This is a genomic window from Serratia sp. (in: enterobacteria), from assembly GCF_046715635.1.
Taxonomy (GTDB): Bacteria; Pseudomonadota; Gammaproteobacteria; order Enterobacterales; family Enterobacteriaceae; genus Chania.
The window spans coordinates 1-18,410 of record NZ_JBKJYW010000374.1 but is presented as its reverse complement, the minus strand read 5'-3'; the positions used below and the strand labels follow the sequence as shown (position 1 = coordinate 18,410).

General features: G+C 56.4%; 16 protein-coding genes, 1 pseudogene and 1 riboswitch. Of the genes and pseudogenes, 4 read left to right on the top strand and 13 right to left on the bottom strand.

Annotated elements, in window-relative coordinates; all coding sequences use genetic code 11:
• The first annotated feature begins 469 nt into the window (after window positions 1-469).
• From ACLQ7H_RS19515 to ACLQ7H_RS19505, 3 genes are read left to right on the top strand one after another with little or no spacing between them, the layout of a single operon-like run.
• Window positions 470-880 carry a GNAT family N-acetyltransferase gene (locus ACLQ7H_RS19515; protein WP_411754092.1) on the top strand — a complete coding sequence of 137 codons (411 nt, stop codon included), beginning with the start codon at window positions 470-472 and terminating at the stop codon, window positions 878-880.
• Between the two features lie 24 nt (window positions 881-904).
• Window positions 905-1,594, top strand: a complete 690-nt coding sequence (locus ACLQ7H_RS19510; protein WP_411754091.1) for a helix-turn-helix transcriptional regulator — start codon at window positions 905-907, stop codon at window positions 1,592-1,594.
• A gap of 19 nt (window positions 1,595-1,613) precedes the next feature.
• The gene (locus ACLQ7H_RS19505; protein ID WP_411754090.1) at window positions 1,614-2,903 is read left to right on the top strand and encodes a cytosine permease; all 1,290 of its coding nucleotides are present in this window, start codon (window positions 1,614-1,616) and stop codon (window positions 2,901-2,903) included.
• A 101-nt stretch (window positions 2,904-3,004) separates the two neighbouring features.
• Here the strand turns inward: ACLQ7H_RS19505 and cobT are convergent, their stop codons facing one another.
• Genes cobT through cbiB form a run of 6 tightly spaced genes read right to left on the bottom strand, consistent with a single transcriptional unit; the run spans window position 3,005 to window position 8,531 of the window.
• Window positions 3,005-4,063, bottom strand: coding sequence for a nicotinate-nucleotide--dimethylbenzimidazole phosphoribosyltransferase (gene cobT / locus ACLQ7H_RS19500; protein WP_411754089.1), 1,059 nt, complete (start codon window positions 4,061-4,063; stop codon window positions 3,005-3,007).
• A 4-nt stretch (window positions 4,064-4,067) separates the two neighbouring features.
• A complete protein-coding gene (locus ACLQ7H_RS19495) occupies window positions 4,068-4,685 on the bottom strand; it encodes an adenosylcobalamin/alpha-ribazole phosphatase (RefSeq protein WP_411754088.1) in 618 nt (205 codons plus the stop codon).
• Between the two features lie 9 nt (window positions 4,686-4,694).
• A complete protein-coding gene (gene cobS, locus ACLQ7H_RS19490; RefSeq protein ID WP_411754087.1) occupies window positions 4,695-5,441 on the bottom strand; it encodes an adenosylcobinamide-GDP ribazoletransferase in 747 nt (248 codons plus the stop codon).
• Window positions 5,438-5,983, bottom strand: coding sequence for a bifunctional adenosylcobinamide kinase/adenosylcobinamide-phosphate guanylyltransferase (cobU, locus tag ACLQ7H_RS19485; RefSeq protein ID WP_411754086.1), 546 nt, complete (start codon window positions 5,981-5,983; stop codon window positions 5,438-5,440). The genes cobS and cobU overlap by 4 nt, the downstream gene beginning before the upstream one ends.
• Complete coding sequence (locus ACLQ7H_RS19480; RefSeq protein WP_411754094.1) at window positions 5,980-7,521, bottom strand: cobyric acid synthase; 1,542 nt, start codon at window positions 7,519-7,521, stop codon at window positions 5,980-5,982. Before ACLQ7H_RS19480 ends, cobU begins: the two co-directional genes overlap by 4 nt.
• A gap of 53 nt (window positions 7,522-7,574) precedes the next feature.
• Window positions 7,575-8,531 carry an adenosylcobinamide-phosphate synthase CbiB gene (gene cbiB, locus ACLQ7H_RS19475; RefSeq protein ID WP_411754085.1) on the bottom strand — a complete coding sequence of 319 codons (957 nt, stop codon included), beginning with the start codon at window positions 8,529-8,531 and terminating at the stop codon, window positions 7,575-7,577.
• Window positions 8,532-8,691: 160 nt separating this feature from the next.
• A riboswitch (cobalamin riboswitch) is annotated at window positions 8,692-8,885 on the bottom strand.
• Between the two features lie 233 nt (window positions 8,886-9,118).
• Here cbiB and ACLQ7H_RS19470 point away from each other — a divergent pair.
• Window positions 9,119-9,271 (top strand): annotated as a pseudogene (locus ACLQ7H_RS19470) (threonine-phosphate decarboxylase); the annotation flags it as partial.
• A 76-nt stretch (window positions 9,272-9,347) separates the two neighbouring features.
• On the opposite strand, the gene ACLQ7H_RS19465 reads toward ACLQ7H_RS19470, so the two are convergent.
• The 7 genes from ACLQ7H_RS19465 to hypD all read right to left on the bottom strand — a co-directional run bounded on the left by ACLQ7H_RS19465 (window position 9,348) and on the right by hypD (window position 18,407).
• Window positions 9,348-10,676 (bottom strand): hypothetical protein, encoded by a 1,329-nt coding sequence (locus tag ACLQ7H_RS19465; RefSeq protein ID WP_411754084.1) that lies wholly within the window; start codon window positions 10,674-10,676, stop codon window positions 9,348-9,350.
• Window positions 10,677-10,736: 60 nt separating this feature from the next.
• Window positions 10,737-11,486, bottom strand: coding sequence for a hypothetical protein (locus ACLQ7H_RS19460; RefSeq protein WP_411754083.1), 750 nt, complete (start codon window positions 11,484-11,486; stop codon window positions 10,737-10,739).
• 59 nt (window positions 11,487-11,545) lie between these two features.
• Window positions 11,546-12,748, bottom strand: coding sequence for a hypothetical protein (locus ACLQ7H_RS19455; protein WP_411754082.1), 1,203 nt, complete (start codon window positions 12,746-12,748; stop codon window positions 11,546-11,548).
• A 220-nt stretch (window positions 12,749-12,968) separates the two neighbouring features.
• The gene (locus ACLQ7H_RS19450) at window positions 12,969-13,559 is read right to left on the bottom strand and encodes a HupE/UreJ family protein (RefSeq protein ID WP_411754081.1); all 591 of its coding nucleotides are present in this window, start codon (window positions 13,557-13,559) and stop codon (window positions 12,969-12,971) included.
• A 79-nt stretch (window positions 13,560-13,638) separates the two neighbouring features.
• A complete protein-coding gene (gene hypF / locus ACLQ7H_RS19445) occupies window positions 13,639-15,954 on the bottom strand; it encodes a carbamoyltransferase HypF (protein WP_411754080.1) in 2,316 nt (771 codons plus the stop codon).
• Between the two features lie 309 nt (window positions 15,955-16,263).
• Complete coding sequence (gene hypE, locus ACLQ7H_RS19440) at window positions 16,264-17,292, bottom strand: hydrogenase expression/formation protein HypE (RefSeq protein WP_411754079.1); 1,029 nt, start codon at window positions 17,290-17,292, stop codon at window positions 16,264-16,266.
• A complete protein-coding gene (gene hypD / locus ACLQ7H_RS19435; protein WP_411754093.1) occupies window positions 17,292-18,407 on the bottom strand; it encodes a hydrogenase formation protein HypD in 1,116 nt (371 codons plus the stop codon). The genes hypE and hypD overlap by 1 nt, the downstream gene beginning before the upstream one ends.
• Between the last annotated feature and the right edge of the window lie 3 nt (window positions 18,408-18,410).

The following is an 18,410-nucleotide window of genomic DNA, read 5'->3' as shown; positions in this document are numbered from 1 at the left end:
TGGCCGCGAAATCGGTCGGTCAGCCATAATACCTCAGTGGAGCCACTTGAAGCGAGGAACACCACGAAACGCGGTGCTTAACAGGTAATTATACGATAACGGCACGGATTTTGCGGCAAAGTAGCGGGGGTTAATCCGCTACTTTGCGCAATCTATTACGGCGAGGTGATGATAAGTCTTATTACATGTTCAGTGAGGCATAATGCGGTTGGCAAGTTAGCTTGCTCTAGTCACTACCCTCTGCCCTAAAGGGCGTATCCCTGGTGAAGCACAATATTTTCTATTCGGTATACTCTTGAGAAAGGTGAATTATTCCCCTCTCTTGTCAACAACATACTGATTTTTTGCCACCAGGAAAACAGGTGAAAATCACCCTTGTAATCATTGCTAATAAATGTTAACTAAAGCTAATCAATACAGATACCTTAATGAACGTTTGAATTATTAGCATGAAAAGGAACGATTAGCCATGAAGATTAACCTAACGGACACCCCAGATCCGCAGGACGAAGAGTTTGTGATTGACAGCCTCTGGGCGCACAACCATCAGTATGATGCGGTAGATATTCATCCGTTATTCCTGACCATCACCGACGATGACGGGCAGATTGTGGCCGGGCTGGTCGCCAGAACCTGGTGGGGAGGATTAGAAGTCCAATACCTGTGGGTGGGTGATGAGTATCGCAAAAAAGGCTACGGCCGTGACCTGATGCTGCAGGCAGAACAAGAAGCCGTCAAGCGCGGTTGCCATATGGCCTATGTCGATACCTTCAGTTTTCAGGCGCAGGCATTTTACGAAAAACTGGGGTACCAGCCATATGGCAACTTAGCGGGCTATGCGCACCGACATACTCGCATCTATTTAGCGAAAAACATCTGATAGCGCTGAGTATGAGAGGTTCCAATGGATTCATTTTGGCAGAGCAATGAATTATATTTAAAAGGTCTCATCACCATGATGGAACATTTAAATGAGCCTTGGGGGATTAAAGATTTATCCTCACGCCATATTTATATGAATAAGGCGGCCTATCTTTATACCAACACACCTCTCAATTTCGATATTGCAGGCAAGCTTGATGCCGAATTCCCCGCCGATTGGGCAGAGTTCGCTGCCGATTTGCAAGAGCACGATCGAAAAACCGAAGGGACGCGGGATCGCGTAGCCGTCATTGAGACGCACTTCTGGTACGGCAGCGACAGCTTAGTTCCCTTTATCAGCGAAAAACTGCCTATCTATAATGAGAACAAAGAGCTGGTTGGCACCATGTGGAACGCCCGTCCGCTGGACAGTTTTTCACCGCTAAAATATATCAACCAGCAAAAACCCAGCATCTTAACCACCGAAGCCAGCATTCAAACCTTTACCCAGTCGGAGCTGGATATCATATTTTTGATGCTGCAACGCTACACCAACAAAGAAATTGCCAGGCTATATGACGTCAGCAATAAAACCATAGAAAATAGAATCTACAACATCTACCAAAAAGCCGATGTGCATACGCTTCAACAGTTCGAAGAGTATTGCAAACTGGTGAATTTGGACAGCTACATTCCAGTACGCCTGATTGAAAAAGGCATCCAATTTATTTAAACGTTAACGAGAGATTATCGTGATTAAAATTGAAGACTACCCATTGAGCCGGGTACCACAGGATAAGAGGGTCTCCTTTCTCAGCGTTGCCATCGTGCATATGGGTATGCTAACGGCCTTGGATCAGTTTATGTTGGGTGCCGTGTTGGGTAACTCAATGACCCTGACCGATGCCTTTATCGCCATCTTTATCGGCAGCCTGATCTTTGGTGTCGTGACGTTTGGGCTGGGTTTGGCAGGGATGAGAGAAGGCATCTCCGGCAGCCTGCTGGCTCGCTGGTGTGGCTTTGGCCGCATAGGCTCGGTGCTTATCGGCCTGGTGGTGGCCGTCAGCCTGTTGGGCTGGTTTGGCATTCAGAACGCCATCTTTGCTAAATCGCTTAACTTCGCCTTGGGCGATCGCCTGGGCTTCCCACTGTCAGCCTCACTGTCAGGCCTGTTTTTGACGGTGCTGGTTGCTTTTGGTTTTAAAGCGCTGCGTATCACTGCACGTATCGCGGTACCGCTGTTTATCCTGCTGGTATTCTTTATCTCCTATAACGTCCTATCCGGGCAGAAACTGCATGAGGCTATTCTGCTGGCCCCGATGGGGGAAGCGTTAACCATTAGCGCAGGCATCACTATCGTGGTTGGCGGCGCTATTGTTGCCAGCCTGATGACTCCAGACCTGACCCGCTACTCCAAAAACAAACGCCACGTGTTTGGCATTACGCTGTTGACCATTATTGCCGGTGAATTCGTGGTTAACGGCCTGGCCATTTTTATCGCCAAAACGCTCGGTACAGCAGACGTAGTAACAATCATGGCCCAGAGTGCGGGCGGTATCGGTTTGTTGGTGGTGGTGTTTTCCACCCTGCGCGTTAACGATCTGAACCTCTATTCGTCGTCCTTGGGGGTGGTTAATGCGGTTGAAGGTATGACCGGTAAAAAGCTGAAATACACCGCGACCACGGTGATTATCGGTCTTTTGGGTACGTTGCTTTCGGTTCTGGGGATCCTGGATCGGTTTGTGGATTTCCTGACCGTGCTGGGCGTGGTATTCCCACCGATCCTCGGCGTCATGCTGGTGGACTACTTCCTGCTGCGCAGCCACCGCGATGCTCTGGACGCCAGCCGCCAGCTTGGCCAACTGCCGCCGGAAACGCCGTTAATCGGTTGGGCCGCCATTATCGCCAGTATCGTCGGTAGCGTAATCGGCCTGGTAACGGAATGGGGCGTGCCGACCATTAACTCACTGCTGGCAGCCAGCGTGATTTATTGGTTGTTCAAACGCCTGTTTGGCCGGGCAACCCACTTGCAAACTGCCTAATTTGTCGAATTAACAGGGTCGAGCATATGTTCGACCCTAGCTAAGCGGGCGCAGCATGCGGCGCCCCTACAAGGTGAAACCTTGGTGATGGTATCCTACGTTTAGATAGCATGACCGGGAATAACAATATTACTGTCCGCCAACGATCCCATCTGATTAAACATCACGCAGGCCGCATCCACGATATGCATAGCAATGGCGGCACCACTGCCCTCCCCCAGCCGCATATCCAGATGCAGATAAGGTGCCAATTGCAGGTGCTCAAGTGCGGCAGCCGCGCCCTTCTCCGCAGAGAAATGGGACGGTAGCAGATAATCCCGTACCTGAGGCGCAATGCCGCAGACCGCCAGCGCAGAGGCATAAGAGAGAAAACCATCTAGGATCACCGGCAAACCGGCAGCCGCAGCCCCTAACATTACGCCAGCCATCCCCACCAGATCGTATCCGCCCAGCTTAGCCAACACGTCCAGCGCGTCTTGGGCATCCGGCTGGTTTACCTCAATCGCCCGACGTACCACATCCACCTTATGGTGCAAACGTTCGCTGGGGAAATTGGCTCCAATGCCGACCACTTCCTGCGGATCGCGGCCGGTAAAGACGCTGACTAACGCCGCGGCAGGCGTAGTATTGGCCATCCCCAACTCCCCGACGCCAAACAATTTCACCCCAAGCGCCGCCTGTTCCAGCGTCAGTTGAGCCGTGGCCAACAGCAACTCCTCCGCCTGCTGCCGCGTCATTGCCGCCCCGCATGCAATGTTGCCGCTGCCGCGCCCGACCTTCAAGTTGATCAGGCTCGGCAAGGGTTCGCTGTCGATACCAACATCCACCAGCTTCACCTCGGCACCGGCATTGGCCGCCAATACGCAGACGCCGGTATTACCCTTCACCATATTCAGCGCCTGGATCACCGTGACTTCACGCGGTGACACCGCGACCCCTTCGGCATAAACGCCGTGATCGGCCATCATAACGATAATTTGCTTGCGGCTGGCGGCCATCCCGCTAAAACCGCGCATCCCGGCCAACTGGGTCGCCAATTGTTCCAGGCGGCCAAGGCTGCCCGGTGGCTTAAGCAGTCCATCAATCTTTGCCGCTGCCTGTTGCATGGCGGCCGCGTCTAACGGCTTAATCAGGTCGATTAACGATGACAATGTTTGCATAACTTTATTCTCTGCTTGCAGGCTGCCAATGAGCCTGGCTGTTAAATACTTTTAGCGTGACAAAACCCTGGTTGAGTTCCACTACGCTGTAGGCTCCCTGGGTAAACGGGAAGTGCCACATCCCGGCGGCAGGCAGCTTTAGCAGCCCGGCCAGCAGTAGGCTCAGAGTGCCTTGGTGCGCCACCAGCAGACGATCGCCATCGCCCTGTTCGTCCAGCAGACGTTGGGTCTGTTGGCTAATCCTCTGTGAAAACAATGGAAAGGACTCCCCCGCTGGCGGGCAGGCTAGTTGCCAATCCGCCACCCAGTCGGCCCAGGCAGCACTATCCTGCTGCTGCAAATCCTGGTGATGACGCATCTCCCAGTCGCCAAAATTCATTTCGTTAAAGCCGCCGTCGGGTTGGATCGCCAGATCCCGCTGCCCAAGCACGATCTCGGCGGTATGCCGGGCGCGTAATAACTCACTGCTAATCGCCTGTGTAAATGGCACCCCGGCCAACCATTGTGCAACCTGCCGCGCCTGCTGCTCACCTTGTTCGGTCAGCGGCAAATCGGTCATGCCGCAAAATACGCCCTGCCGATTCGCCGCCGTTTGCCCGTGTCGTACCAAAAATAGCCGCATAGCGCCCACTCACAGCAGTGCCAGTAAGAAGATCAGCTCGGCAATTTCTATCGCCGCCCCCAGGGTGTCACCAGTTTGCCCGCCCAGACGGCGGCGCAGATAGGCCCGCAGCAACAGCACGGCGATCAGCGCACAGCCAAGCGCAAACAACCCCTGTCCATGCCCCAACAAGGCGACTAAAGCGGCCCCCAGCGCCAGGGTGAACAACGTTTGCCCGCCGCTAATCTTGCCAATGTAAAGGTTCCCCAACCCGTTACCTTCACGGGCATAGGGCTGGCGATACATCATCAATACCACCAGGCTCCGGCAAGCCACTCCTGCTGCCGCCAACGTGGCCAACATCGGTACCCCGCGCAGTGCCAGTTCGCTGATCACCAACACCTTGGCCACGACGATAACGATCAACGCCAGCCCGCCGTTGGTGCCAAGGCGGCTATCGCGCATGATCTCCAGCATTTTCTCCCGGGTCCGGGCCGAAAATACGCCGTCACAGGTATCGGCCAATCCGTCGAGATGGAAAGCCCCGGTAACCAAAGCCAATGCCAGCACGTAACCCAATGCCGCCAGCGGCACCCCACACCAAGGGGCCAACAGGGTAAAAACGGCACCACCGATTACACCGACGATCAGGCCAATCAAGGGGAAACCGATGATGCCACGCTGGTAATTATCCATTGCCAATCCCTGTGTCCAACTGGCAGGCAGCGGGATACGCGTCATTAATTGCAGGGTGGCCCAAAACAGTCGCAAACTCATTTAATCTTGACCTCAATACCAGAAATCACCAACAACACCGACTCGGCGGCGGCGGCCAAACGCTGGTTAACACGCCCGGCAATATCACGGAAGTGCCGTGCCAAACGGTTTTCCGGCACGATGCCCATCCCCAGCTCATTGGTGACCAGATAGATCGCCGCCGGGCTGCGGGCACAGGCGGCCAGCAGTTCATCGATCTGCCGCTGGATCGCCGTTTCTACTGCGGCAAAGTCGATGGTTTCCACCGGCGTCTCCCCGGTCAGCTCAAACATCAGGTTGGCGATCAGCGTGGTAATACACTCCAGGATCACCGCATCTCCCTCCGCTGCCTGTTGGTCGATCACGCTGGCCAACTGCTGGCTCCCCTCCCAGGTACGCCAATGCGCAGGCCGGGCCTGGCGATGCAGCCTGACCCGTTCGGCCATTTCCTCATCGGTGATCACCGAGGTGGCGATATACAACACCCGGTCACTGACACCGCTCGCTAACCTTTCGGCCAGCGAACTTTTGCCGCTGCGTGCTCCGCCGGTGATCAGGATCATTGGGCCACCGTTTGCTGGTGCTCGGTCATCAAGCGATAAATCTTACCCATATCAATATGTTCCCGCATCTTGTCGGCCAAGATATCAAACTGTTGCTGCTTATAATCGGCATAGTCGAAAGCTGGGCCGTCGTAAACCGGCAGCCCTTTACGCTGGCGCAGCTCGTTTAGCAGCACACGGCAAAAAAGCCCGCTGTCGAATAGGCCATGAATATAGCTGCCCAGCACGTTACCGGCAGGATTCACTGCCCCATCAAAGGCGCTGTCCGGCTCGCCATTACGCAGGGAAAGGCGAGCAAAAGGCGTAGCCTCTGGGCCAAGCTGGGTGGTCCCCATATGAATCTCGTAGCCAACGACGTCCTGCTCGCCACAACCAAACCAGAGACCGGGCAACCCAGGCTGACATTGCGCACTCACCTGTGTAGTGACTTTTTGCGGTGCAAAGTGGGTGGTGACATCCAGCAATCCCAGCCCCGGCATCTGATCCACACCGGACTCCACGCCATCAACAATGTGCTTGCCGAGCATCTGGTAGCCACCACAGATACCCACGATCTGCACTCCGGCCCGGTGCTGATCCTTTAACGCCGCCGCCAGCCCGCTTTGTTGCAGCCACTGCAGATCCCCCAGGGTGTTTTTGCTACCCGGCAGAATAATCAGATCGGCACCAGCCAGCGCCGCCGGGTGCGAAACATAGCGCAGCCCCACGTCCGGCTGGGCCGCCAAGGCATTAAAATCGGTAAAATTGGCCATATAGGGCAATTGCACCACCGCGATATCCAGCTCATGTCTGGTGCCTGTCGGAGCATATTTGCCATTTTGCAACGCCACGCCATCTTCATCTTCCAGATCGATATTCAGCCAGGGCATCACGCCCAGCACGGGTACACCGGTCAGGGCTTCGATCTGCTCCAGGCCCGTATAGAGCAAGGCAATATCACCACGGAATTTATTGATGATCACCCCTTTCACCCGCGCTTTTTCTTCCGGTTCCAGCAGTGCCAGCGTGCCATAAATGGCGGCAAATACCCCGCCGCGATCGATATCGGCCACCAGCAGCACAGGCGCATCGGCGATCGCCGCCATGCCCATATTGACGATGTCGCGATCGCGCAGGTTGATTTCCGCCGGGCTACCGGCCCCTTCCAGCACCATGATGTCGTAACCGCTGGCCAGGTTGTGATACACCTCGCTGATTTGTTGCTGCAACTGCGGCTTGTACTCGTGATAGCTTACCGCGTCCATATTGCAGGCCACTTTTCCCATCAGCACCACCTGTGCCTGGCAGTCGCTGGTGGGTTTCAGCAGCACCGGGTTCATCCGTACATCGGGTGCGATGCCGGCAGCCTCGGCCTGAAAGATCTGCGCCCGGCCCATTTCTTCCCCACGGGCGGTAATACCAGAGTTGAGTGCCATATTCTGCGATTTGAACGGCGCACAGCGATAACCATCCTGCATGAAGATCCGGCACAGGCCGGCCACCAGCACGCTTTTACCCACATCGGATGCGGTTCCCTGCACCATCACACACCGTTTCATCACCTATTTATTCTCCACGTCACGCAGGCGAAGCCGCGCAAACTATTATTATTTCAAGCGCCAAGCCATAGCAGGCGCAACGCGGCAAACAGCAGCAGAGCCAACAGCGAGGCCGTCATCATCAGACGCGTGCTGCCTGGGATATCTGCCAGCTCGATCTCCCGCCGAGCCTCACCGATCCACGGCTTTTCGACCCGTTGACCAAAGTAGTTGTTAGGGCCGCCAAGCCGCACTCCCAGCGATCCAGCTACGGTGGCTTCCGACCAAGCGCAGTTGGGGCTGGTGTGCTGATAGCGATCGCGCCAGCCAATGCGTAACGCCTGGCGATAGTCCAACCCGTTCAACCGGGCCGCACAGCTCAGCAGTAGCCAGCTAAGCCGGGCCGGTAACCAGTTGGCGACGTCATCCATCCGCGCCGACACATAGCCGATAGCGCGGTATTTCGGCGTTTTGTAGCCCACCATTGAATCGAGGGTGTTAACCGCTTTATACGCCATCGCCAACGGTGCTCCACCTATCAGCAAAAAGAACAGCGGCGCAATTACGCCATCCACGCTGTTTTCCGCTACCGTTTCCACCACAGCCCGGGTGATTTGCGGCTCTTCCAGCTGTGAAGTATCCCGCCCGACAATCCACGACAGCTTACGGCGGCTCTCCTCAAGGTCGGCACTTTGTAATGCTCTGTGAACCTCCATAGCCGCCTGTTCCAGGCAACGTCCGGCGAGCAGGGTATAAATCAGCCAGACTTCCGCCAGCCAGCCCAACCACGGGTGGATATGCTGCATCAGCGTTAAAAAGCCCCAACTGACCAGCCAAACCGCCCCGACGACGCCCAGCCACAGCATCCCGCCGCCCAGTTTTAGCGCCCTCTCGCTATGGCAAATCCGGCTGATCGCGCGTTGCAGCAACGTGATCAGGTTGCCGATCCAACGCACCGGATGCGGCCAGTGCGGCGGGTCACCTAGCAGGCTGTCGAGCAGAAAGGCCACGAACCAGGCCAGCAGCGTCATGGCACGCACCTTATAACCGCAATTGAGAAAGCCTGATGGTGGGTTAATGGCATAAAAAAATCCCGACCTCTCGGGCGGGATTTGGGTGTCAACAGGATACGGCCAGGCGGTGCAAGCTAGCTGCACGTATCTCATGACAACCCCCTTCCCACCGAAGGTGTTGAATGTGTGACCAACTGGCCGGTCTTCTGGCTTAGCGTCATCCTCATCCACTCCCTTCCCAATCCTCAGATCAGTGGCGCAGTGGACTCGTCGGCATCACAGCAGCGGGGGCTGCGGGGGAGTTACACCCCCTTCCCAACCACAACCTGTCATCGTTCAGGGCGTGGGTTATCCAGTTGGTATTAATACTGTCAATAAAAACGTTATAGGTTCGACGAACGCAACGCTTCAATTTATCACTTAGTTATCATCTCGATAGCCACGCCATATTAACCTGTTGATATGGCGAATACACGCCAAGATCTGGCATTCACTTGGCCGACATGTTCAATTTGCACCGGTTCAACGGCAATTACGCTGTGTTATCCTGCTCGCAAACTTGACAGGGGAATAGCAGAACCATGAGTGAACATGGTGGTAACGTACTGGAAATGGCGTTATTGCAGCACCGCATCCTGATCCGCCACTGTGGCAACTACCCTGGCCTTTCCGCCGACTATTACCGGGTAGCGATCAAAAGCGAAGCGGCCAACCGCAAGCTGATCGCCGCGCTGCAACAGGTGCTGGCAGAGGACTGAGGCGAATGAATTTGTCGGTGCCAAACGTTAACCTATTGATTACCTAACGGGCGCAGCATGATGACTCTATTGGCAATTACGGCGGCGTGGTTGTCTCATACACCAGGCCGTCGCTATTGCCCAACTTAGGGTAATCGTAATCATGGGCTGGAAAGCGGAACAGGCGGTTATGCCAACGGTCAAACTGCACGCGATAGTCATAGCCATCAGGCAGTTTTTTCATTCTGAACCAGTGCTGGCCGCCACCGGTAGAGAGGGTCATATGCAGCGGGTCGTTCAATTCTTTCTCCATCATCAGCAGATTATTGCCCACATAGAGCCCGCCTAAGGCTTTTTTGCCGGTTTCCAGCAGCGGTTGCAGCGTGCCGTTATCCAGCAACCGGTTCAGGCTATAAATCCGCCGTGGCTGCTGGCGTAAGATAAAATCAAAATCCCCCTGCGTACTGATGTCGACAGCAACGATATCACCGGGCACCCATTGGCTGGACCGGACTCGTGCGGATTTCAGGTTGAAATCGAGCAGCAGTGAACTGGTTAACGGCTCGTCTTCCCCGGTATTATGGGGCTGATGACTGATGATCACCCGATCGCCGCCGTTATAGTGCCAACTGGCCGTATAGAGGGCAGGATCGATCCCGCGCTCCGTTAACAACTTGGGCAGATCGAATACCTGCTGCCAATGCTGTCCGAGATCGTCCGACCGATAGAGTTTGCCCTGCTGGACCATCAGTACACTCTGCGCCCCAGAGAGACCCAAGAGCTGATAAATTTGGTCGCCATCGGGATCGTGCCACTGGGATAACCAGCGCCAGTGTCGGCCACCATCGGCCGAATAAAATACGGCATCTTTGCGATAAGAGTGGGTGCCGAACACCACCAGACAATACCCTTGTGCATTACATTGTTGCTCCACCACGTAGCCCAAAAAGCGGGCGCTGACGCGCAACTTGCCATTCTCTTCGATGATGAGCTGGCTGACCGGGATCGTGGCATTTTCATCATAGCTTCGGTTCCGGGTTGTTCCACTGCCGACCTTGGCCTCCATTATCAAGCGGATCATGCTGGTATCAGGGGAGAACTGCAGGTTTAACAAGGGGGGCCCAACGTCTGCCAGCACATCGATCTGCACCGTATTTTCGTAGTGATATATCAGCTTTCGCTGGTCGCTCTCAATATGCGTGATCCGGGTGTTAATCGCATCGCTGATACCCGTTAACAGCACCCCCTGTTGAAAGCTGCTCAGGCGTTGCTCGTTCATAACCACCGCAGGGCGTTCTGGCTGATAGTTCCGCTGCCACTGCCAGTCGGGGGCAAACCCGGCAAAGCTGTCGATATAAAACAGTATCCAGGAAGCGATGACCCCCAGGGCCAGCAGGATAATGCGCGTCAGGCTATTGCTGAACATTAGGGGACTTCCTGAAGATGAAGCAGATTTTTTTCATGGTTACTAACGGCCAGGCACGGATTAAAAACGATGCTCGAGCAGCTTATCCTGTTCGACCGGATACGCTTTACCATCGAACTTGAGTTCGACGCGGGTCTTGGCAACGACTTTGCTGCTTTCCACGCAGTCCGCCCCTTTTTTGCTGGCTTCCTTGTACGTCGCCATGGTCTGTAGCTGCAGATCCTGGAAGCCGTTATGCGCACTCTTGCCAAGCGCCAATGCGCGATTGGTCGCGACGAAATCCCCGGCACACTCGCCATCCCACTCACCGCTATATTCATTCATGGTGAGATTATTGAGCACCAGAGTGACTTGCTGCTCTTGCAGGGTATAGAGGTTAAGCCGTTCGATGCTGTCGGGATTGACCGAGGAGGAGCCGCGGTGAATAAAACGCACCCCGAAGGCGCGTATCGCCGGAGATAATTGGTAGCGAGCAGTGTCGATGGTCACGCTGCTGGTGTAGATGGCATCATCCATAATCGCCCTGGGATGATATTTGCTGGCTAGCACCTTGCCGGACTGGCTATCAACCACCAAAACGGCGACGTCATAGTCGGTAAAATCGGGTTGGGCCTCCTCCTTAGGTTCCAGCATCAGCACAGCTAGGGTTTTTTCCGGAGCATAGGGCCACACCTTGCAGGTGGACAGCTCGGTATTCATGGTCGTTTTGGCGGCGAAGGGCTTAGCCAATTCGTTAAGCAGCGGCTGGCAATCAGCCAGCGAGGAGAAAGAAATCACCCCTAATGCCAGTCCACTTATCACTCTGTTCATCACTCTAATCCCTGTCTGTAATTGCATTAATTCAAGCCTATTTCTCTGGTGACTACTTCTCAGGCCACATCCTGTAGGTAGACAGGCTTGCCAGCTCCGCGCTTGAACAACGCCAGCTTTTGGCGAGCCAAGACAAAACCCGCCGCGTTCAATGAGTCTCGGCGAGCTAACCAACCCGCCACTTCCAACAGCAGCATCAGACCGCAACAGAACATTACGCTCAGCAGGCCAAAAGTAGCGAAGATGTCGGCTGCGTCCAGCCAATCCCATTTATCCGGCACTCCGCCCTGGTGCCACCAGTCATTCAACGTGAAACAGACCAGCAGCAGCATGAAAAACAGGCAGCAAATGGGCAAGGTTTTATACAGCCACTTAAGCCGTTGCAGTGACACCGCCAAACCACTTGGCCGGTTGAGATAAGCGCTGCCGTCCCGCTCATTGCAAACGCCGATCACGGCGTTGCTCGGCCGGGCGATCAGCAGCGTCACTGGATCGTTGGCCGCCAGGAAGAAAGGATGCTCACGTAGCAGCAGCGGGTTAAGGTTTTCAATCATCTGATCCACGCCGGTGCGAAACGTTAATCGCCCAGCGCTACAGCTAAATTGGTAATCGATCACTTCCCGCTGATATTCACCATAGCCAATCGTCTCACGCCTGGCGCTCACTCGGGTCGCAATGCTTGATACGCAAGAGAGTATGGTCTGATCGGACATCAGTTTATCGTTGCACGGGATGGGAGGCTGTACGCTGGAAGCTTGGCAAAGGGCTACATCGCCCTGCATAACCTGTTCCAGCCCCCTCAGCGACTGGTGCGCCCTACGGCTGGCGTTTATCGTCCACTGAGTGAACGAGCTAAAACAACCCCACACGCCGCAGCTTAAGACCAACATCAGAATGACCGCCACCCAGAAGCTGGATAACCAGCTAAATCCATAGCCCGCCAACCCAATCAGCGCGGCTGAACCCGCCATCTGCAAGATAAGCCTGGAAGGATTAGGTTCATCAGGCGCTTGCGCTTGCAGGCTGCCTTTTTCCTCGCTCACCAGCCAGTGCAACCAGTAGCTACCATCGGCCAACTGATGCGCCCCGATATAAACCCCCTCTCCAGCAACCAATTTTTCCAGCACGCTGATATCGGCAAACTGGTCGCTATAGGTGTAGAAAACCTTATCCCCAGCCAGAATGCGCCGCAGCAGGTGTTCACCGGTGGCATTTTTATCATGGCGAATAAAGGACAGATGGTGGAAACCGATTTTTTTCATGGCCAATAGCCAGCAAGAACGGGGGTTTGCGGGGAGAAACCAACAAAACTAGACGTAAATAGTGCCCAAAACCTTCTCATTGCCACAATCCCTGTTAGCGCCTGCATTGACTCCCCTTGGAATTTAACCAAAAAGTGAGCGTCAATCCAGCCGTTCGCAGGGATTATTCAGGTATTGCTGACATCCCTGTCAGCAATTTGCCGTTGTTGGCATTAGGCTATCAAAGAATACCGCTGAGCAGGCCGATACCCAGCAGCGATGAGCCGCCGCCAATCACCCGCGCCCAGCCGCGATGCGTAGATGAAGACGCCAGCAGATAACCGATACCCAAACCCGCTACGTGCAGCAGCGCCGTGGCGATCACCATACCGGAAAGCGCCGCTACCGAATGGGACAACTCCGCGCCGTGGGCCAAGCCGTGGAAGATGGCAAAAGCGCCAATAATCAACGCGCCCGTTATCGCCGACAGTTTCAACTGCAAGGCAACCATCACGCCAATGCCCAGCAGTGAAGCGGCAACGATAAACTCAGTGCCAGGTACGGTTACGCCTGCCATGCCAACCAGCGCGCCGGTCAGCAGCAAACCAGCAAACGCCAGCGGAGCCAGCCACCACTGTTTGGTGTTCATGGCGCTCCAGATACCCACCAGAACCATGGCGACCAGGTGATCCATCCCGGTCAGCGGATGGATAAAGCCTTCGGTAAAGCTTAATACGTGATGCGCGCCACCGTCATGGCCCACATGGGCAAAGGCCAGCATGGGGAACAGCGCCAGTAGGGATACAGCCACAGCTTTGACATTAATACGCATAATGAATACCTAAATTTTCCAGTGAATGAAGGTGGTGGTTTTACTCATGAAAACAGTTGATTACGTTATAAATTCATCCTTATGCCTGCCTTGAAAGTCGGTTGGCGGCAATCAGCGCCTGCCCCAAGGCCAGCCCGCCATCGCCTGCCGGTAGGCGGGATGGCAGCAAGACCTGTGATCCTGCCAACTGTTGCAACAGCAATTGCCGCAACAGCGCGTTATGCATGACTCCCCCAGACAGCACGACGGTATTGATGCCGTATTGCTGCATGGCTCTGCGGGCCAGTGCGGCAAACCCCTGGGCCAGGGCGAAATGGAACGCATAAGCACGCTGTGCCGGGGGGGCCTGATAGGCCAGCCATTGCCGCCAGAAGGTGGCCAGATCCAGCTGATTGCCGAGCAGCGGCAGTGAAACCGGCGGCTGATGAGGCGGGCTTTGCCATGCCAAGGCCTCCAACTGGCAGGCAGCCTCCCCCTCCCAGGAAATTTGTGGCGGCACGATCTGCAATGCTGCAGCCACCGCATCAAATAAGCGCCCTGCGGAAGAGGCCAGCGGCGAGTTGATTTTCCGTTCGACCGCCCGCAGTAAGATCGTCGCCTGCGGTTGAGGGATTGCGGCGGCCTCTGGCAACGTCTGCCAATCGGGGACAAAACGCTGTAACTGGGCCAACAGGTTGCGCCACGGCTGGCGAGCGGCAACATCGCCGCCAGGCAATGCCACTGCGGGCAACCCGCCGAAATGCTCACAATGCTGATAATCCACCAGCAGACATTCTCCGCCCCACAGCTGGCCGCCAAGGCCATATCCCAGCCCATCCAACGCCAGCCCAATCACCTTACCGCCGTCGCGCGACCAGCCATGTTCCGCCAGGCAGGCAACCAGATGGGCATGATGATGCAGCGTGGTGACACAAGGGATTGCCCGCTCAGTGGCCAACGCCAGGCCCTGCTGGTGGCTGAGGTAGCCGGGGTGGGCGTCGATGGCGATCGCCTGTGGCACTACGCCGTAGATTTCACCAAACAGCGCCAACAGTTGCTGCTGTTGTTGCCGGGTGGCCTCATCCCCCAGCGAGCCTAGATGCTGGCTGACCACCGCCTGATCACCCCACAGCAGGCAGAAGGTATTCTTGCTGTCGGCTCCCAGCGCCAAGGTGGCCGGCTGGGCGGTAAAGCCTGGGGGTAGAGCCATCGCATCCGGGACATAGCCACGTGCCCGGCGCAGCATCTCGCTGCCCTGCTCGGTCAAACGGACTAAAGAGTCATCGGCCCGCTGGACGATCTCGCGGTTATGCAGCAGCCAGACGTCGGCCACGCCAGCGAGTTCCTCCAGAGCTTGTTGGTTGCTCAGTGCAGGAGGTTTGCCTGCCGGGTTGCCGGAAGTCATCACCAGTGGTCGCGCGACCTGTTGCAACAACAGATGTTGCAGCGGATTGGCCGGTAACATCACCCCGATCTCATTGAGCCCCGGCGCAATCTTGCCGCACAATGGGCTTTGTGGGTGAGCCGCTACCAGCACTATCGGTGCTGGTGGGCTGCGTAGCAGTTTTAGCAATGTCGCCGGTTCCGCTACCTGAACACACTGTTGCAACCAGTGGGTATCCGGCATCATCACCGCCAGGGGCTTGGCCGGGCGATGTTTGCGAGATCGCAGGCGCTGTACCGCAGCCGGATTGGTGGCGTCACAGGCCAGATGAAAACCGCCAATCCCCTTCACCGCCACGATCTGCCCGGCAATCAGCGCCTGCGCGGCCAGTTGCAGCGCGTCACCGGCGCTGGCGATGGTTTGGCCTGTGGCATCGCTGAGCCAAAGTTGCGGGCCACACTCCGGGCAGGCGGTAGGCTGTGCATGAAAACGACGGTCGGCAGGATCCTGATACTCCGCCAGGCACTGCGGGCACAGCGGGAAAGGCTGCATCGAGGTATTGGGCCGATCGTAGGGCATCCGGCGGATGATGGTGAAACGCGGGCCGCAGTGGGTACAGTTGATAAATGGATAGTGATAGCGCCGGTTTTGCGGCGAGTTCAGCTCTGCCAGGCAGGCATCGCAGGTGGCCGCATCCGCCACGATATGGGTATCCACTTGCCCCGCTCCGCTGCTGGCAATGGTGAAACTCACTGGCTGTTGCGGCCAGTTAAAAGGGGTAGAGGTAACGCTATCGATCCGCGCCAGGGGCGGGCACTCTTGCGGCAACACCCGCAAAAATTCCGTTATGGCGGGCGATTGCCATAGCTGGACGATCACCCCGGCGCCGTCATTGCTGACCTCGCCGCACAGGTTAAACCGCCGGGCCAGCAGCCAGACGTAGGGACGAAACCCCACCCCCTGCACCTTGCCCTTGATCCGCAGGCGAAGGCCGTTGCTGCTGGCGATATTCTCCGGCTCACAATCTGCCATGTTGTCTCGATTCTCCTGTTGGTCCAGCGATCAAATCCCCCTCACCCCAACCCTCTCCCAAAGGAGAGGGAGCTAATTCAGTGCCTTGGTCAGCTATCGCGATCAATCTTTGTCTCCCTCACCCTAACACTCACCCCAAGGAGAGGGAGCCAGTTTGGAGCCGTGGTTGAGTACCGCGACCGACCTGTTTTCCTCAGCCATGATCAGGTAACTCTCTGCGACTGAAGCGAACTCGGTCGGTCCCCTCTCCCTGAGGGAGAGGGTTAGGGTGAGGGGCAACCACCCACACTCAAAACCACAACCGAGCCACTAACAAATCCGTGGCAAAGGCTCATCCAGCGGCAGATCCAGCCGACGGGAAACCCCGAACAGCCCGGTGAGGCTCACCTGCTGGCGCTCGGTGGTATGGCCAATCACCGCCGCATCGCGGCCCAGCGGATGCCGATGCAGAACAGCCAACACTTCAGCCTCAGCCTCGGGTGCCACCACCAACACCAGCTTGCCTTCGTTGGCAAAGTTGAGCGCGTCCAGCCCCAGCAGTTCGCAAATCCCCCGCACCGCAGGTTTCAACGGCAGTACCGCCTCGGAAATCGCCATGCCACAGCCGCTAGCGGCGGCAAACTCATGTAGCACCGCCGTCACGCCACCGCGCGTCGCATCGCGTAAAGCGCGAACCCCGGCAATCGGTAACAGTGGAGCAATCAGTGGAGCCAACAGGGCGCAATCGCTGCTTAATTCACTCTCCAGGCCCAACCCTTCACGCAGGTTCAGAATGGTTGCGCCATGATCGCCCAAGGTGCCGCTGACGATAATGCTGTCCCCCAGGCGGATGTTAGCGGCCCCCCAGTTGACGCCCGCCGGGATGGTTCCTAAACCGGTGGTATTGATAAAGATTTTGTCTGCCGCACCCCGGGGCACCACTTTGGTATCGCCGGTCACAATCTGGATCCCGGCCTGCTGCGCCGTGCTGGCCATCGATTGGACGATGCGTTCCAGCGTGGCATACGGCAACCCTTCCTCCAGGATCATGGCGCAGCTCAGATAACGCGGCTGGGCGCCACTGACGGCTACGTCATTAGCGGTGCCGCAGACCGCCAGTTTGCCGATATCTCCACCGGGGAAGAAAATGGGATCGATAACGTAACTGTCGGTCGATACGGCCAAGCGGTCGCCCGAAGTAGCAAGTTCATCCAGTGCAATCCGTGCCTGATCTTCCCGCGCGTTTAACGCCGGATTGGCAAAGGCGGGCAGCATGAGTTCTTCAATCAGGGATTGCATGGCGCGGCCACCGCTGCCATGGGCCAGGGTGATTTCCCGCCCGTTGTTCTTTTCACGCATTATGCGGTCTCCCTGCGATACTGGTAGTAAGCCGAACAGGCCCCTTCCGAGGACACCATCAGAGCACCAAAGGCGTTCTCTGGCGTACATTGTTTGCCGAACAACGGGCAGGCATCCGGTTTGCAGCGCCCGGTCAACACTTCACCACAGCGCGAAAGCGGATCGTCCGCCACCCGCTGCACCTGCGGTTTAAACCGCAATTCGGCATCAAAATCCGCATACTCAGGTTTGATCTGCACGCCAGAGTGGGCAATCTCACCCAGCCCGCGCCATTCGCTGCTTTCTTTCAGGCAAAACACCTCAGCCATCGCCCGCTGGGCCAGAAGATTGCCCTGTTCGGGCACGATGCGCCGGTATTGGTTTTCTACCGCACGGCGGCCATCACGCAGTTGTTCCAGCAGCATCACCAAACCTTGCAGAATATCCAGCGGCTCAAAGCCGGTCACCACCAGCGGTTTTTGATAATCCGCAGCGATAAACTGATAGGGAGTATTGCCGATCACCATGCTAACGTGGCCCGGTGCCAGGAAGCCGTCGATGCGTACATCGGGCTGCTGCAACAGGCTGCGTAAGGTGGGGATTAGCGTGATATGTTGGCAAAACAGGGTGAAATTGCGCAGTTGACGCTGGCGAGCCTGCTGCAAGGTCAAGGCGCTGGCGGGCATGGTGGTTTCAAAACCCAGACCAAAAAAGACCACTTCGCGCTGTGGGTTATCGGCGGCCAGCTGTAGCGCATCCAGCGGCGAATACACCACCCGGATATCGGCACCACGGCGGCGGGCATCCAACAGTGACCCATTGCGGCCAGGAACCCGCATCGCATCGCCGTAGGTACAGAAAATCACCTCCGGATGGGCGGCAATCTCCAGGCAGCTATCAATGCGCCCCATCGGCAATACGCAAACCGGGCAGCCGGGGCCGTGGACAAATTCCAGGCTTTCCGGCAACAGTTGGTCAAGACCAAACTTGAAGATAGCGTGGGTGTGGCCACCGCAGACTTCCATCACCTGTAACGGCAGGCGCTGCGACTGGGGAATGGCTAGCATCAGCGTTTCGATGCGCCGTAACAACGCCTGACATAGCGCCGGATCGCGGAATTCATCAACGTAGCTCATTGG

Coding starts and splice junctions, on each gene's coding strand:
- ACLQ7H_RS19455 (WP_411754082.1), bottom strand. CDS start 12,748: ATGAAAAAAATCGGTTTCCACCATCTGTCCTTTATTCGCCATGATAAA.
- ACLQ7H_RS19510 (WP_411754091.1), top strand. CDS start 905: ATGGATTCATTTTGGCAGAGCAATGAATTATATTTAAAAGGTCTCATC.
- cobT (WP_411754089.1), bottom strand. CDS start 4,063: ATGCAAACATTGTCATCGTTAATCGACCTGATTAAGCCGTTAGACGCG.
- hypD (WP_411754093.1), bottom strand. CDS start 18,407: ATGAGCTACGTTGATGAATTCCGCGATCCGGCGCTATGTCAGGCGTTG.
- ACLQ7H_RS19495 (WP_411754088.1), bottom strand. CDS start 4,685: ATGCGGCTATTTTTGGTACGACACGGGCAAACGGCGGCGAATCGGCAG.
- ACLQ7H_RS19465 (WP_411754084.1), bottom strand. CDS start 10,676: ATGTTCAGCAATAGCCTGACGCGCATTATCCTGCTGGCCCTGGGGGTC.
- ACLQ7H_RS19460 (WP_411754083.1), bottom strand. CDS start 11,486: ATGAACAGAGTGATAAGTGGACTGGCATTAGGGGTGATTTCTTTCTCC.
- ACLQ7H_RS19480 (WP_411754094.1), bottom strand. CDS start 7,521: ATGAAACGGTGTGTGATGGTGCAGGGAACCGCATCCGATGTGGGTAAA.
- hypE (WP_411754079.1), bottom strand. CDS start 17,292: ATGCGTGAAAAGAACAACGGGCGGGAAATCACCCTGGCCCATGGCAGC.
- ACLQ7H_RS19515 (WP_411754092.1), top strand. CDS start 470: ATGAAGATTAACCTAACGGACACCCCAGATCCGCAGGACGAAGAGTTT.
- ACLQ7H_RS19450 (WP_411754081.1), bottom strand. CDS start 13,559: ATGCGTATTAATGTCAAAGCTGTGGCTGTATCCCTACTGGCGCTGTTC.
- cobU (WP_411754086.1), bottom strand. CDS start 5,983: ATGATCCTGATCACCGGCGGAGCACGCAGCGGCAAAAGTTCGCTGGCC.
- hypF (WP_411754080.1), bottom strand. CDS start 15,954: ATGGCAGATTGTGAGCCGGAGAATATCGCCAGCAGCAACGGCCTTCGC.
- cobS (WP_411754087.1), bottom strand. CDS start 5,441: ATGAGTTTGCGACTGTTTTGGGCCACCCTGCAATTAATGACGCGTATC.
- cbiB (WP_411754085.1), bottom strand. CDS start 8,531: ATGACGCTGCTGGCCTGGTTCGTGGCCTTTCTGCTCGACAGCCTGCTA.